Raw genomic sequence first — 12,353 nt, 5'->3', positions numbered from 1 at the left:
CCTACGACTCGGTAATTGAAGTCTGGACGGTTGCGGCGTTGGTTCTCTTGCGCGCGCAGTCCTCGCAGCGGCCGAAGATCGCGAAGTGCTTCATGTCGGTCTCGAAGCCGAACTCCCGCCGCAGCTTCGCGGTGAACTCCGCGGCCACCGCCACGTCCGCCTCGATCACGTTCTCGCAGTCGCGGCAGACCAGGTGGATGTGGTGGTGCCGGTCGGCGAGGTGGTACGTCGGCGCCCCGTGCCCGAGGTGGGCATGGCTGACCAGTCCCAGCTCCTCCAGGAGCTCCAGGGTCCGGTAGACCGTCGAGATATTGACCCCCGACGCGGTCTTCCTCACCTCACCGAGGATGTCGTCGGGGGTCGCGTGCTCAAGGGTGTCCACGGCTTCGAGCACGAGTTGCCGCTGCGGCGTCAGCCGGTAGCCGCGCTGCCTGAGGTCACTCTTCCAGTCGGTGCTCACCACACGCCCAGTCTAGGGCGGCGCCCGCCCGGTCACTCCTCGGCCGACAGGACGCCGTGCATCAATGCGTCGGCGAGCGCGCTGCGGTAGACGCGGGCGGCGCGAGCGATCTCGGCGTGTGCCTGGACCTTCTCGTCGAGGGCGGCGAGCGTGGCACCGATCATCGCCTGCTCGGCAGCCGGCGGCACGAGGACGGGGAGGTCGCCCAGGGTACGAATGCTCAGCGACGGGATGACGGCGCCGGCCGTCCGGCTCCTGATCCAGTCCTGTGCCACCGACGCGCTCAGATAGGCAACGAGATAGGCGGCGGAGACCCGCGTCTTCCCGGGAAGCCTGAGCCGTACCAGGTTGGGGTGGAACAGCCAGCCCGTGTGCTCCCCGGTGACCAGGGCACAGCGGCCCACGGTGCCGGTTCGGGTGAGAAGGATGTCCCCTTCGGCCAACTCGTACTTCACGAGTGTCCGCGCCCGGTCCCAGGGGATCGCGGGGACGACCGCGGCCTCCTCGGTGACGATCCGCTGACCGCGCAGATCGCGGGGCAGTACGAGGGAAGCCCCGCCGTCCGCCAGGGTCCGGCCCCTGTCCTCGGCTCGTTGCCCGGGCCCGGCCTGGATGGATGCGCACAGGTCCCGCAGCGGGCTGCGCGACCAACCGGCCGGCGGCCCGAACTCGTCGGCCGTCGTCACAACCCGTACCTCCTGAGCCACCGGTCCGCTTCGGCGTCGGCCGCCTCCGCTCGCGCGTGCAAGGACTCGATCTCCTCGGTCAGTCTCGCCAGCCGCTCCCGGGTCCTGGCGGGACCCGCCGCACGGGCGGCCGAGGCTGTGTCCGGCGGCCGGACGTACAGCGCGGGGTCCAGACTGTGGCCGTGATCCGCGATGTCCCGCACCGGCACGGCTCGGCTCAGGCCGGACGTGCCGTCGGCGGAGCGCCCGGCCGCCCCTGCCGTCTGCCAGGACACGTACTCCCCCACCAGCAGAGCGATCTCATCATCGGTCAGAGCCCGCTGGGTCCGGGTGATCCGGTGTCCGAGACGCTCACCCGCCACGAACAGGATCTCGGGGTCAGCCGACCCCTCGGATCCGGGGGCGCGCAAGAACCAGATCTGCGTCTTGACGGCGGTGAGCGTGAAGAGCCCGGCGGGGAGCGCGATCACGCACTCCACGGCCCCGGCCTCGACCAGCCCGGCCCTCACGGTCTCGGCGGCACCTGCGTTGAAGGAGGCGCCGGCCGGCAGCAGTACGGCCGCCCGGCCCCCGGGAGCGAGCCGCGAGACGATGTACTGCAGCCAGTCGAACTCGGACCGGCGGGCGGAGCCATAGGTCCAGTACGCCGGTGGGGCCACGTCCTCCAGACGGCGCCCGAATGGCGGGTTGGTCAGCAGCACGTCGAATGCGCCGGGGGGGTCGGCGAACGGGTCGAGTGCCGGGGTGAACGGTCCTTCGCCGAGCGGGACGGTACGGCCGTGGTGGACGCGCAGGTTCATCTGTGCCACCTGGCGTTCCAGGCGGTCGGGCACCCGGCCGCCGACCCGGGGCAGCACGCTGTCACCCTGTCCGGTGATGACGGCGTCCAGGTAGGCGACCAGGAGTTCCCCGGTGCGGCCGTACGGATCGTGCACGCGCACCGCTCCGGGCCGTACGGCGGCCAGCGCCCCGGCCATGACCCGGCTCACGGACGGCGGGGTGAAGAAGGCGCCGCCCTCGCGCGCGTGTGCAGCACGCCAGAGCACCAGGACACGGTCGAACGCCTCTCGGCTCTCCTGCGCGGAGCCCGCGCTGGTGCGGCCGAGCGTGTCGGCGAGGTCGTTCAGCAGGCGGCGCGGAACCGTCTTCTCCGGCGGGTCGAACTCACGCACCATCTCGCCGAAGGTTTCCACGGCCTTGGCTGACCCGTCGTCGCCCTCCACGACCTGGTTCACGACGAGGTACAGCAGCCAGAGGAGGTAGCGGTCCAGGGGCATGGGTCCCCGCAGCCGGTCGGCGTCCGGTCCCGCGAGCCGTTCGACGGCACGGAGCAGACCACCGGCGCTCTCTCCCCCCAGCCCGGCGCGGAACCTGTCACCGTACGTCGTTCCCTTCGGTTCGCCGGGGCGCAGGGCGTTCGCGGGCACGGGCCGCCCGGACAACCAGGCCAGCACCTCGCCGGCGCGAAATCGTTCCACCTCGGCACCGGGGTCCACGGCTGACGGAAAGTCCTCGTGCCTCCGCTCCCAGTTGGTGACGGCGGGGCGCTTGACTCCGGCTAGGCGCGCGATGTCGGGCCGGGAGACGAATACGTCGGCGAAGTCGGTGTCACGCACAGCGCCTCCCTCCGTCAGAACCGCGGCGGTCTGGCGCCGCCCAGGACATCCGCCCGGCCTGCGAGCACGGCCGGGAACCGGTCCATGGCCTGTGCCTCCTTGACCAGCTCAGGGCTGAGATAGCCGAGCACGCGGTAGATGGTGTCATGGTCGGCGGCCAGGTGCCGGTGGTGGACCGGCTCGTGGTGCATGACCCGGTTGCGCAACAGGACCAGCGAGGTCAGGTCCCGGTAGAGACGATCACGCCGGCCGCGATAGTGCGGAAAGGCCGAGTGCAGGACGGGCACCCAGAAGTGCCGGTCGTAGCCCGAACCGTGGCTGAGCAGCGAGACCCAGAAACCGAAGGACAGCTCCGCCACCATGTCGTCCGGCGCGGTGCGCGCCAGGCGGCGCCCGCAGGAGCGGCGGGCGTCGTCCACCAGCCTGAGTCCGCGGTCGTTCAATGGCGCCACCACCCACCAGTCCCGTCTGCCGTGATGCCGCGCGAGTGCGCCGTGCAGGGCGTTGCGCAGGGCCAGTTCCAGGCAGTGCAGCGAGCCGAGCAGAGCAGCCGACACCTCGATGTTCCACCAGTACAGCCGCTCCGCAGTCCTGGCATCGCCGTGTGCGGCACGGACGTACCGACGCAGGCGTGGCAAGGACAGGTCACGCAGCATCCATTCGGGCAAGCGATTGGTCATGGTTCCCCCCAGAGCCCTCACGGGCGCTGTGCTACGGTGATTGATGAATGCTCCGGGTTCGCCTCTGCCTCGCAAGCCGCCCAGAGCACAGCCTCCGGAGCCCCGGTCGCAGGCATAGTGCGACCGGGGTTTCGCGCGTTCGCGCGACGTTCGCGCTCACTCCCCGAAGACATCGTCACTGTAGCCACGCACTGGCGCCGCCTGCAAGCGCATTGCCATGCAGTGTCTTTTGTTAACCCGTGTGGGGTTAACACGCTCCTTCATGCGTCACACAGCACAATGTCCCCCGGGCCGCTGCGGCGCGGGGGACATGAAGAAGCCGGTGACGATACGGGCCCGTTACTTGAAGAAGGCGATGCCGTCGTCCGGCATATCGGCGGGGAGGGCCTTGGCCCAGCGCTCGACGTCCTCCGGGGTGACGACCTTCTTCAGGTGGGCGGACATGTACGGGCGCAGCTCGACCTCGGGGGTCTGCTTCTCCCCCACCCACATCAGGTCGCTCTTGACGTAGCCGTACAGGCGCTTGCCCCCGCTGTACGGGGCGGAGGAGGCGGTGCGGGCCACGGCGTCCGTGACCAGGTCGATCTGCGGCTTCTGGTCGGCCATCTCGCCGTACCAGATCTCGATCACGCCGTCGTCGCGGGTCATCGTGACCTCGACCTTGCGGTTGGCGTCGATGCGCCAGAAGCCGTGCTCGGTCTCCAGCGGGCGGACCTTGTTCCCGTCGTTGTCCAGCACCCAGGTCTGGGAGTGGTACTCCAGGAAGTCACGCCCGTCGTGAGTGAAGGTGACCTCCTGGCCGAAGTTGCACTTCTCCGAGCCCGGGAAGTCGTGGACGCCCGCGCCGGCCCAGTTGCCCAGCAGGAAGGCGAGCGGTACCAGGTCCTTGTGCAGGTCGGACGGAATCTCGATCATGACGGCGGTTCCTAGAGGGTGTGGATCAGCGCTGGCCCTGGTAAAGCTTCTTCACGGTCAGCCCGGCGAAGGCGATGACGCCGACGCAGACCAGGACCAGCAGGGTTTCGAAGAAGATCTCCACGGGTGCTCCTTGAGCGAGGGTGGGCGTACGTACAAGAGCCGGGCCCCAGCTTACGCGGCCGGGGCCCGGGGCTCTTGGCGAGGTGTGCCCGGGTGGGGTCAGGCCAGCAGCTCGCTCTGCAGGGTGACCGTCTGCTGGAACTGCTGGAAGGGGAGGCCATGCCCTTGACCGGGTTCCGGTCGATCCGCTTCAGCTCCTGCCGCTGCGAACGCGGCAGGTCCTTTACACCGCCGCGAGCCAGGCGGTCACCGCCGCCGCGAGCAACACCGTGATGTTCAGGGCGACTTGGCGGTCGCCCATCTTCAGGTGGACTCTGATCGCGCCGAGTTGGAGGACGACGAACCCCGTCGCGGCGGCCACGGCCAGCCAGGGGGCGATGCCGGTCAGGCGCGGAAGCACCAGGCCGAGCGCGCCGAGCACCTCGACGGTCCCGATCGCCCGCACCGCCGGTAACGGCATGCTGTCCACCCACGCCATCATCGGCCGCAGCCGCTCCCGGCTCCGGACGACCTTCAGCCCGCCCGCGTAGAGGTAGAAGAGGGCGAGGAGTCCGGCGACGATCCAGTAGGCGAGGCTCATGAGGCGGGTTCGGTGGCGTAACGGCTCATCACCTCGACGCTCGCCCGCGGGGTCAGCTCTCCGGTCGCGAACAGGTCCCGCAGGTCCCGGAAGTACTGCACGTACAGGTCGGGCGTGAACGTGCTGAGCATGACCGCCGGTTCGTCGGTGACGTTGGCGAAGGTGTGCGGGGCGCCGGGCGGCACCATCACGAGGGTGCCCGCGGTGGCGTCGTAGTCGTCCTCCCCGACCGTGAAGCGCACGGATCCGGAGATGACGTAGAAGCCCTCGTCGTGCTGGGCGTGCCGGTGCTGCGGAGGGCCGGGGGTGTGCGGGGCGAGGACGGACTCGGCGAGGCCGAGACGGTGGCCGGTGGTGCGGCCGTCTTCCAGGACGCGCATGCGGGTGGTGCCGAGGACGAGCACCTCGCCGTCGTCCGGGCCGACGACGGATACCGCGGGGGTGGTGTGGTCGTGAGTTGTCATGCTTCGATTCGACGGCCGGGGCGGTACGTCTGTCCAAGACCTGTTCCGTCGACTCGATACCTGATCGGTATCGTGGCTGTATGCAGGGTACGGAGCGGATGGAACGTTTGGAGCTACGGACGCTGCGCTATTTCGTGGCCGTCGCCGAGGAACTCCACTTCGGCCGGGCCGCCGCACGGCTCCATATGAGCCAGCCCCCGCTGAGCCGTGCGATCAAGGGGCTGGAGAGCGAGGTCGGCGCGACGCTCCTCGTGCGGTCCTCGGCCGGCGTCACCCTCACCCCCGTCGGAGCCGTACTCCTCGACGAGGCCCGTGCGCTCCTCGACCAGGCCGACAGACTGCGCGTACGGGTCGCCACGGCGGCGGGTGCCGCGACGCTCACCGTCGGTCTCCTCGGCGACAGCACGGATCCGGGCGTGCGCCGGCTGGCCCGTGCCTACCGCGAACGCCACCCGGGCGTCGAGATCCGTATCCGCGAGACCGACCTCACCGACCCCACGTGCGGGCTGCACGCCGGGCTCGTGGACATCGCCCTGACCCGGGCGCCCTTCGACGAAACAGGGCTGGTGGTACGCGAGTTGCGGGCCGATCCGGTGGGCGCGCTGCTCCGCGCCGACGATCCGCTGGCCCGCCGGGAGAGCCTGAAGCTGGCCGACCTGGCCGACCGGCGGTGGTTCCGGTTCCCGGAGGGCACGGATCGGCTCTGGCAGTCGTACTGGAACGGCGGGGAGGACCGGGAGGGCCCGGTCGTACGTGCCGTTCAGGAGTGCCGGCAGGCGGTGCTGTGGAACGGCACGGTGGGCATGACGCTGACCGGCCATGAGCCGGGCGCCGGGCTCACCGTGGTGCCGGTCGTGGACATGCGGCCGAGCCGGGTGGTGGTGGCGTGGCGGGAGAGCGACACGAGCCCCCTGCTCCGGTCGTTCGTCCGGACGGCGACCGCCGCGTACCGCTCCGCGTGAGGGGGCCGGTCTCGACCGGATGACGGTAGCCGGAGCGGCACGCCCTGATCGACCACGCGCTGTGCGCCGGGGCCCCGGCAACCCGTGAGCCGAGGCGCCGTCAGGCGTCAGGCCTGCACGGTCGGCCGGACGACGATCTCGCTGATGTCGACACCGGCGGGCTGCTCGATCGCGTAACCGATCGCGGACGCGACGGCGGAGGGCGGCATGGTGATCTCGTCGCGCTGCCGGGCCAGCGCGGCCGCAACCTCGGGGCTTCCCCCCTTCCCCACCCCCTCCGTGTCGGTGAACCCGGGCGAGACCAGGGTGACCCGCAGATCGGGCCCCGACTCCTGCCGCAGCCCCTCGGTCAGCACCTTCACCGCCGTCTTGGTGGCCGCGTAGACGCCCTGCGGGGACTTCACGACGTAGGCCGCGGTGGAGGCGACGTTGACGAACTGGCCGGAGCGCTGCCGCCGGAAGACGGGAAGCGCCGCGCCGATGCCGTTCAGCAGGCCGGTGACATGCGTCGCCACCATCGCGTCCCAGTCGTCCTGGCGCAGTTCGTCGAACGGTGACACCGCCATCGTCCCGGCATTGGAGACCAGCACATCCAGCCGGCCGAACCGATCCACCGCCGTATCCGTCAGGCGCCCCAGATCCTCGCGACGCGTCACGTCCACGACGACCCCGACGGCCGCGCCGCCCTTCGCCGTGATCTCCTCCACCACCGCGTTCAGCCGGTCCTCCCGCCGGGCCCCGACGACGAGCCGCGCCCCTCTCTCGGCGAGGTAGGCCGCCGTCGCCGCGCCGATGCCGCTGCTGGCACCGGTGATCGCTACGACCTTGCCCTCGATCCCTGATGACATGATCAACGCCCTCCAAGGGGGATGTGCGCAGGTCAGACCATGACCTACGATGAAAGTGGAGGCGCCACCACTTATCCCCACGCTAAGTGGGGACGCCTCCGTTTAGCAAGTCGAAGGAGACCTCCTTGCGAGCCGACGCACAGCGCAACAGAGACAAGGTCCTCGCGGCCGCGGTGCGGATGTTCGCCGAGGAGGGGCTGGACGTGCACCTGGAGCGCATCGCCAAGGAGGCGAGTGTGGGCAGCGCGACCCTCTACCGCAACTTCGCCACCCGGGAGGCCCTCATCGAGGCCGTCTACCGCAACGAGGTGGCCCAGCTCTGCGACGCCGTCCCCGGTCTGCTCGCGGCGAAGCCGCCCTTCGACGCCCTGCACGCCTGGACCCGCCTCTTCCTGGACTACGTCACCACGAAGTACGGCATGATCGACGCCCTGCGCGCCATCGCCGCGACGGGAAACAGCCCCTACGGCCAGAGCCGGGACATGATCCGGGCCGCCATCACCGCGCTGATGGACCCGTGTGTGGCCGTCGGCGCGATCCGCACGGACATCAGCCCCGCCGACCTGGCCACCGCCCTCGAAGGCATCGCCCTCACCTCGGCGAGGCCCGAACAACGGGAAAGGGCCGAGCGCCTGCTCGACCTCACGCTGGACGGACTGAGGGTCAGCGCCGCTTGACTCCGTCTATGAAGGCCGCCCAGGCGGAGGCCTCGAAGAGGAGGGCTTCGCGGTCGGGGGCCTTGCTGTCACGGACGGGGACGAGGGAGGGGAGACCGGCGGCGACTTCGACGCACTGGCCGCCGTCGGAGTTGCTGTAGCTGCTCTTGCGCCAAGCGGCGGCGGCCAGGAGTTCGTCGGGGACCTCGACGCAATCGCCGCCACTCGTGTTGCTGTAGCTGCTCTCGCGCCACGTCACGCCACTTAGGTCGACGGCTCGCACGGCACTTCCTCCAACATCCGCAGGATGAACTTGCGCGACTCAACCGGTGACAGCGCCAGGTCACGCATCGCATCGTGCCTACGCAGTAGCAGCACAACTGAGGCAATTTCCTCCACCAGTTCACCACGCAAATCGTTCTCGGTGTAGGCGACCGTACGGCCGTCCGGCAACCGCAGGAACTTCACGGCTGACTGATCCAACGCCTCCACGATCTCCGGGCTCCCCAAACTCCGCCCGCTCTCCATCTTGCCGAAGTTGGAGGCGTCCCAGCCAAGTTCCTCGGCCAGCTCCCTTAAGCTCACCCCCCTCTCCGCCCTCAGGTGCCGCAACTCCTCCGCGAACCGTTGCCTGGGCTCCTGACTACGCCCCGTCACCACCCGCCTCTGCGGCACCGCACCCCTCCCTGGTACGCCATGGAATTTGTGGAATTAGCGCCGCCAGACGGGGAAGAACCGCTCGCCACCGGCGTGCCGACTCCACCTCCGGGTCATCCTCGTAGCAGCCTCGATACCCAGAGTAGTCCAACTCACGCATTTCGTATAGATGTTGGACGAAAGGAGCGAATGCCATGGAACCCGGAACCCTGCTCTACGACACCGCCACCGACCAGGTCGGCGAGTACCGGGACCAGTCGGGGCCGTACGCGATGCTGCGTCCCGTCGGCGGCGGCAGAGAGTGGCAGGCCGACCCGGCGGCGCTACGGCCCGCTACGGACAGAGAGCGGATCAGCGCCGGCGTACGCGCGGCGAACGACCGCAGCACGTGGTCCGTACCGCCGTCTCCCGACGATCTGAGCCGCCCGCCCCGGCCGGTCCCCGGCTGCGCCGAGTGCGCGGATCTCGACGACCGCCGTGAGACGGCCCTGGCCGTCCACGACCACAGCGCGGCCACCGACGCGAACGTGCTGCTGCGCCTGCACCAGCGCACGGAGCACCAGCCATGACCCGCCAGCCGGAGTACGCGGCGCGGTGTGTGTCAGGGAGGTGCGGGCACACCCAGGAGACCCGGCACACGAGGTATCGCCGGATATTCGCGGACTACGCGGGGCTGACACCGGCGTAGGCGGGCGCGGGCCGGGATTACCCTGCACGCATGGCGAAGAAGCTCGTGATCAAGGTGACGGCCGGGGCGGACGCCCCGGAGCGGTGCTCGCAGGCGTTCACGGTGGCGGCGGTGGCCGTGGCCAGTGGCGTCGAGGTGTCGATGTGGCTGACCGGTGAGTCCTCGTGGTTCGCGTTGCCGGGGCGGGCCGCCGAGTTCGAGTTGCCGCATGCCGCTCCGCTGCCGGATCTGGTGGACTCGATCCTGGCGGGCGGCACGCTCACGCTCTGTACGCAGTGCGCGGCCCGCCGGGACATCACGGAGAAGGACGTCATCGAGGGCGTACGGATCGCGGGCGCGCAGGTCTTCGTGCAGGAGGCGCTGGCGGAGGGAACGCAGGCGCTCGTCTATTAGTGCCGCATCAGGGACGTTCGCCCTGTTGTCGGCTCCCGGTGGTGCCGCCTCGTGCGGCGGTGTCGAGGGCTGAGTGGCGCGGGTTTACTCCGCGTCGAGCCGGTGGTCTCCCCAGACGTAGCTTTCGGGCAGCAAGTCGGTGATGAGGACGGTTCGTATGTGGTCGTCTTTACCGACGATGACCTTGAGGGCGGGGAAGTAGTCGAGAAGGACCTGACGGCACCGGCCGCACGGCGGAACAACCCCCCGGTCGCGGTCTCCCACGGCGACGATCGTGTCCAGCTCGTAGGCGCCCTGGGCGGCTGCCGCGCCGATGACCACCAGCTCGGCGCAGGGGCCTCCCGTGAAGTGGTAGGCGTTCACCGCGGTGACGATCCGGCCGTCCCGGGCGCGGGCCGCGGCTGCCATGGTGTGGTTGTCGCCCCGGCAGCGGGTGCGGGCGATGTGCGCCGCGGCCTGGATGAGTTCGTGGTCGACCTGGTGAGTCTGCGTGGTCATCTTCTCCGCCTTCGTCAGGTGTCAGGCGACGTTGACCCGAGTGACGAGGCTGCGCAAGCGAATATCCGTGGTGTGCTTGTTCCACCAGATGATGTAGCGGCAGATCATGCTGCCCTGCCCGGCACTAGGTTCCCGCGTCGTAGTGCTCCCGGGCCGCCTCGACGTGGTCGAGGTGGGCGTCGGCCCACTCGGCGAGGTGGGCGAAGAGCGGGGCGAGGGTGCTGCCGAGGTCGCTGATCTCGTACTCGACGCGCGGCGGCACCTCGGGGTGGTAAGTGCGCACCACCAGGCCGTCGCGCTCCAGCTGGCGCAGCCGCTGGGTGAGCACCTTCGGCGTGATGCCCTTGATACGGCGCTCCAGCTGGACGAACCGCTGGCGGCCGAAGGTGTGCAGCGACCAGAGGATCGGTGTGGTCCACCGGCTGAACACGATGTCCACGACCGGGGAGACCGGGCAGGCCAGCTCCGGGTCGGACAGGGCGTCGGGCGCCGGTCGTCGTGTCTCGGTCGCCATGAGCCACATCCCTCTGAGGTAGTCACTTTCCTCTAGGTACCTACTATACCGGCGCTGTTAGCGTCGCTGTCATCGCGAAAGTCCACCGGAAAATACGGGAGTTGAGCATGATCGTGGTGACAGGTGCGACCGGGAACGTGGGCAGGTCGCTGGTGGCGGCCCTGGCGGCGGCCGGGGAGCGGGCGACGGCGGTGTCACGGGGGATCGCCCCCGTGGACCTGCCCAGCGGTGCCGTCCATGTGCGCGCCGACCTGGCCGAGCCGCGGGCTCTGCGGCCCGCGCTCGACGGTGCCGAGGCGCTGTTCCTGCACGACGGCGGCACGGGCGGACACGGGCTCGACGCGCGGGCCGTGCTGGCGGCGGCCGCGGAAGCCGGGGTGGGCCGGGTGGTGCTGCTCTCCTCGCAGGGGGTGGTGACCAGGCCGGAGTCGCCCTCGCACGGCGGGGTGATGCGGGCGATCGAGGACGCGGTGCGGGCGTCGGGCCTGGCCTGGACGGTTCTCAGGCCCGGCGGCTTCGCCTCCAACGCCTACGCCTGGGCGGAGTCGGTGCGCGCCGAGCGGACTGTCGCCGCGCCGTTCGCTGACGTCGGGATCCCGGTGGTCGATCCGGCCGACATCGCGGAGGTCGCCGCGGTGGCGCTGCGCAAGGACGAACACACGGGCCGGGTCTACGAGTTGACCGGGCCGGCGCTCGTCACGCCCCGGCAGCAGGCGGCGGCCATCGGTGCGGCGCTCGGCGAGGCGGTGCGGTTCGTGGAGCTGACCCGGGCCGAGGCGTACGCGCGGATGGCAGCGTTCATGCCGGAGCCGGTGGTGGAGACGACGCTGGCCGTCCTCGGCGAGCCCAACGCCGGCGAGGTGCGGCTCAGCCCGGACATCGAGGGGGTGCTCGGGCGTCCGCCCCGGGCCTTCGCCGAGTGGGCCCGGCGCAACGTCGAAGCGTTCCGGTGAGCGACCGGGGGCATCAGGACCGGGGGCGCTTCTTCCCGTCCAGCTCGTCCCACCACTCGTCGGACTTGGGATCGCCGGAGGGGTCGTCCCACCAGCGGTCGTCGGGGCCCCGGCGGTTCGCGACCATCGCGGCGACGGGCGGGATCACCATGGCCACCACGCACATCCCCACGGCGGCGGGGACGGACCAGATGCGTACGACTCCCCAGGCCAGGACGAAGAGACCGATGCAGATCCCCATCATGACGAAGTACACGCGACGGCGCCGTGCCAGCATGCATCCAGGGTAGGTCCGGGGTCCGGACACGGCGAAGGGCCGCGCCTCAGGTCTTCGACCAGGGAGGTGCGGCCCTTGCGCTTGCCTGTCGGTCAGACCGCGATCGCGACCTCGGCCAGGCCGCCCTGCTGGGCGACGACCGTGCGGTCGGCGGTGGCGCCGGGAACGAGGGCGCGGACGGTCCAGGTGCCCTCCGCTGCGTAGAAGCGGAACTGTCCGGTGGCGGAGGTGGGGACCTCCGCGGTGAACTCGCCGGTCGAGTCCAGGAGGCGGACGTAGCCGACCACGGGCTCGCCGTCCTTCGTCACCTGACCCTGGATCGTGGTCTCACCGGGCTTGATCGTCGAGGCGTCCGGGCCGCCGGCCTTCGCTCCACACATGTC

Annotated in this window: 19 protein-coding genes and 1 pseudogene; 5 read left to right on the top strand and 15 right to left on the bottom strand. The window is 70.3% G+C overall.

Features of this window, described 5'->3' with window-relative positions; all coding sequences use genetic code 11:
- Position 1: 1 nt before the first annotated feature.
- From ABTY98_RS28190 to ABTY98_RS28160, 7 genes are all read right to left on the bottom strand, one after another.
- On the bottom strand, positions 2 to 463 hold the full coding sequence (locus ABTY98_RS28190; RefSeq protein WP_352223809.1) for a Fur family transcriptional regulator: 462 nt from the start codon (positions 461 to 463) through the stop codon (positions 2 to 4).
- Positions 464 to 492: 29 nt separating this feature from the next.
- Complete coding sequence (locus tag ABTY98_RS28185) at positions 493 to 1,146, bottom strand: restriction endonuclease subunit S (RefSeq protein ID WP_352223808.1); 654 nt, start codon at positions 1,144 to 1,146, stop codon at positions 493 to 495.
- Entirely contained in the window at positions 1,143 to 2,762 is a 1,620-nt protein-coding gene (locus ABTY98_RS28180; RefSeq protein ID WP_352223806.1) for an N-6 DNA methylase, read from the bottom strand. The genes ABTY98_RS28185 and ABTY98_RS28180 overlap by 4 nt, the downstream gene beginning before the upstream one ends.
- A gap of 14 nt (positions 2,763 to 2,776) precedes the next feature.
- The gene (locus ABTY98_RS28175) at positions 2,777 to 3,442 is read right to left on the bottom strand and encodes a hypothetical protein (RefSeq protein ID WP_352223805.1); all 666 of its coding nucleotides are present in this window, start codon (positions 3,440 to 3,442) and stop codon (positions 2,777 to 2,779) included.
- A gap of 339 nt (positions 3,443 to 3,781) precedes the next feature.
- Complete coding sequence (locus ABTY98_RS28170; protein WP_352223804.1) at positions 3,782 to 4,357, bottom strand: heme-binding beta-barrel domain-containing protein; 576 nt, start codon at positions 4,355 to 4,357, stop codon at positions 3,782 to 3,784.
- A 346-nt stretch (positions 4,358 to 4,703) separates the two neighbouring features.
- Positions 4,704 to 5,060 (bottom strand): DoxX family protein, encoded by a 357-nt coding sequence (locus ABTY98_RS28165; protein WP_352223803.1) that lies wholly within the window; start codon positions 5,058 to 5,060, stop codon positions 4,704 to 4,706.
- Entirely contained in the window at positions 5,057 to 5,524 is a 468-nt protein-coding gene (locus ABTY98_RS28160; RefSeq protein WP_352223802.1) for a cupin domain-containing protein, read from the bottom strand. The genes ABTY98_RS28165 and ABTY98_RS28160 overlap by 4 nt, the downstream gene beginning before the upstream one ends.
- Before the next feature lie 107 nt (positions 5,525 to 5,631).
- Between ABTY98_RS28160 and ABTY98_RS28155 the strand changes: the two genes are divergently transcribed.
- Positions 5,632 to 6,486 (top strand): LysR family transcriptional regulator, encoded by an 855-nt coding sequence (locus ABTY98_RS28155; protein WP_352223897.1) that lies wholly within the window; start codon positions 5,632 to 5,634, stop codon positions 6,484 to 6,486.
- Positions 6,487 to 6,593: 107 nt separating this feature from the next.
- Here ABTY98_RS28155 and ABTY98_RS28150 read toward each other — a convergent pair whose 3' ends face one another.
- The gene (locus tag ABTY98_RS28150; protein ID WP_352223801.1) at positions 6,594 to 7,334 is read right to left on the bottom strand and encodes an SDR family oxidoreductase; all 741 of its coding nucleotides are present in this window, start codon (positions 7,332 to 7,334) and stop codon (positions 6,594 to 6,596) included.
- 125 nt (positions 7,335 to 7,459) lie between these two features.
- On the opposite strand from ABTY98_RS28150, the gene ABTY98_RS28145 reads away from it, so the two are divergent.
- Positions 7,460 to 8,011, top strand: coding sequence for a TetR/AcrR family transcriptional regulator (locus ABTY98_RS28145; protein WP_352223800.1), 552 nt, complete (start codon positions 7,460 to 7,462; stop codon positions 8,009 to 8,011).
- Here the strand turns inward: ABTY98_RS28145 and ABTY98_RS28140 are convergent.
- Entirely contained in the window at positions 7,998 to 8,273 is a 276-nt protein-coding gene (locus tag ABTY98_RS28140; protein ID WP_352223799.1) for a DUF397 domain-containing protein, read from the bottom strand. The genes ABTY98_RS28145 and ABTY98_RS28140 overlap by 14 nt on opposite strands.
- Positions 8,255 to 8,665 (bottom strand): Scr1 family TA system antitoxin-like transcriptional regulator, encoded by a 411-nt coding sequence (locus ABTY98_RS28135; protein ID WP_352223798.1) that lies wholly within the window; start codon positions 8,663 to 8,665, stop codon positions 8,255 to 8,257. The genes ABTY98_RS28140 and ABTY98_RS28135 overlap by 19 nt, the downstream gene beginning before the upstream one ends.
- A gap of 176 nt (positions 8,666 to 8,841) precedes the next feature.
- On the opposite strand from ABTY98_RS28135, the gene ABTY98_RS28130 reads away from it, so the two are divergent.
- Positions 8,842 to 9,216 (top strand): hypothetical protein, encoded by a 375-nt coding sequence (locus tag ABTY98_RS28130; protein ID WP_352223797.1) that lies wholly within the window; start codon positions 8,842 to 8,844, stop codon positions 9,214 to 9,216.
- Positions 9,217 to 9,365: 149 nt separating this feature from the next.
- Positions 9,366 to 9,728, top strand: coding sequence for a DsrE family protein (locus ABTY98_RS28125; RefSeq protein WP_352223796.1), 363 nt, complete (start codon positions 9,366 to 9,368; stop codon positions 9,726 to 9,728).
- A gap of 84 nt (positions 9,729 to 9,812) precedes the next feature.
- Here ABTY98_RS28125 and ABTY98_RS28120 read toward each other — a convergent pair whose 3' ends face one another.
- From ABTY98_RS28120 to ABTY98_RS28110, 3 genes and pseudogenes are all read right to left on the bottom strand, one after another.
- Entirely contained in the window at positions 9,813 to 10,226 is a 414-nt protein-coding gene (locus ABTY98_RS28120) for a cytidine/deoxycytidylate deaminase family protein (protein WP_352223795.1), read from the bottom strand.
- Between the two features lie 21 nt (positions 10,227 to 10,247).
- Positions 10,248 to 10,346: pseudogene (locus ABTY98_RS28115) on the bottom strand (transposase); the annotation flags it as partial.
- Positions 10,347 to 10,350: 4 nt separating this feature from the next.
- Positions 10,351 to 10,740 (bottom strand): winged helix-turn-helix transcriptional regulator, encoded by a 390-nt coding sequence (locus ABTY98_RS28110; RefSeq protein ID WP_352223794.1) that lies wholly within the window; start codon positions 10,738 to 10,740, stop codon positions 10,351 to 10,353.
- A 107-nt stretch (positions 10,741 to 10,847) separates the two neighbouring features.
- Between ABTY98_RS28110 and ABTY98_RS28105 the strand changes: the two genes are divergently transcribed.
- On the top strand, positions 10,848 to 11,693 hold the full coding sequence (locus ABTY98_RS28105) for an NAD(P)H-binding protein (RefSeq protein ID WP_352223793.1): 846 nt from the start codon (positions 10,848 to 10,850) through the stop codon (positions 11,691 to 11,693).
- A gap of 13 nt (positions 11,694 to 11,706) precedes the next feature.
- On the opposite strand, the gene ABTY98_RS28100 is transcribed toward ABTY98_RS28105, so the two are convergent.
- Together ABTY98_RS28100 and ABTY98_RS28095 are read right to left on the bottom strand one after the other, a co-directional pair.
- Positions 11,707 to 11,970, bottom strand: coding sequence for a DUF3099 domain-containing protein (locus tag ABTY98_RS28100; protein ID WP_351328377.1), 264 nt, complete (start codon positions 11,968 to 11,970; stop codon positions 11,707 to 11,709).
- A 92-nt stretch (positions 11,971 to 12,062) separates the two neighbouring features.
- Positions 12,063 to 12,350, bottom strand: coding sequence for a DUF1416 domain-containing protein (locus ABTY98_RS28095; protein WP_003991226.1), 288 nt, complete (start codon positions 12,348 to 12,350; stop codon positions 12,063 to 12,065).
- Positions 12,351 to 12,353: the final 3 nt, after the last annotated feature.

The sequence above is a fragment of the Streptomyces sp. NPDC096040 genome, from assembly GCF_040303265.1.
In the GTDB taxonomy this organism is placed as follows: Bacteria; Actinomycetota; Actinomycetes; order Streptomycetales; family Streptomycetaceae; genus Streptomyces.
This window is presented reverse-complemented; position numbering and strand designations above follow the sequence as displayed.

Bases quoted from the DNA above. Each gene is read 5' to 3' on its own strand.
- ABTY98_RS28175 (WP_352223805.1), bottom strand. From the start codon at position 3,442: ATGACCAATCGCTTGCCCGAATGGATGCTGCGTGACCTGTCCTTGCCA.
- ABTY98_RS28170 (WP_352223804.1), bottom strand. From the start codon at position 4,357: ATGATCGAGATTCCGTCCGACCTGCACAAGGACCTGGTACCGCTCGCC.
- ABTY98_RS28165 (WP_352223803.1), bottom strand. From the start codon at position 5,060: ATGAGCCTCGCCTACTGGATCGTCGCCGGACTCCTCGCCCTCTTCTAC.
- ABTY98_RS28160 (WP_352223802.1), bottom strand. From the start codon at position 5,524: ATGACAACTCACGACCACACCACCCCCGCGGTATCCGTCGTCGGCCCG.
- ABTY98_RS28150 (WP_352223801.1), bottom strand. From the start codon at position 7,334: ATGTCATCAGGGATCGAGGGCAAGGTCGTAGCGATCACCGGTGCCAGC.
- ABTY98_RS28130 (WP_352223797.1), top strand. From the start codon at position 8,842: ATGGAACCCGGAACCCTGCTCTACGACACCGCCACCGACCAGGTCGGC.
- ABTY98_RS28125 (WP_352223796.1), top strand. From the start codon at position 9,366: ATGGCGAAGAAGCTCGTGATCAAGGTGACGGCCGGGGCGGACGCCCCG.
- ABTY98_RS28120 (WP_352223795.1), bottom strand. From the start codon at position 10,226: ATGACCACGCAGACTCACCAGGTCGACCACGAACTCATCCAGGCCGCG.
- ABTY98_RS28110 (WP_352223794.1), bottom strand. From the start codon at position 10,740: ATGGCGACCGAGACACGACGACCGGCGCCCGACGCCCTGTCCGACCCG.
- ABTY98_RS28105 (WP_352223793.1), top strand. From the start codon at position 10,848: ATGATCGTGGTGACAGGTGCGACCGGGAACGTGGGCAGGTCGCTGGTG.
- ABTY98_RS28100 (WP_351328377.1), bottom strand. From the start codon at position 11,970: ATGCTGGCACGGCGCCGTCGCGTGTACTTCGTCATGATGGGGATCTGC.
- ABTY98_RS28095 (WP_003991226.1), bottom strand. From the start codon at position 12,350: ATGTGTGGAGCGAAGGCCGGCGGCCCGGACGCCTCGACGATCAAGCCC.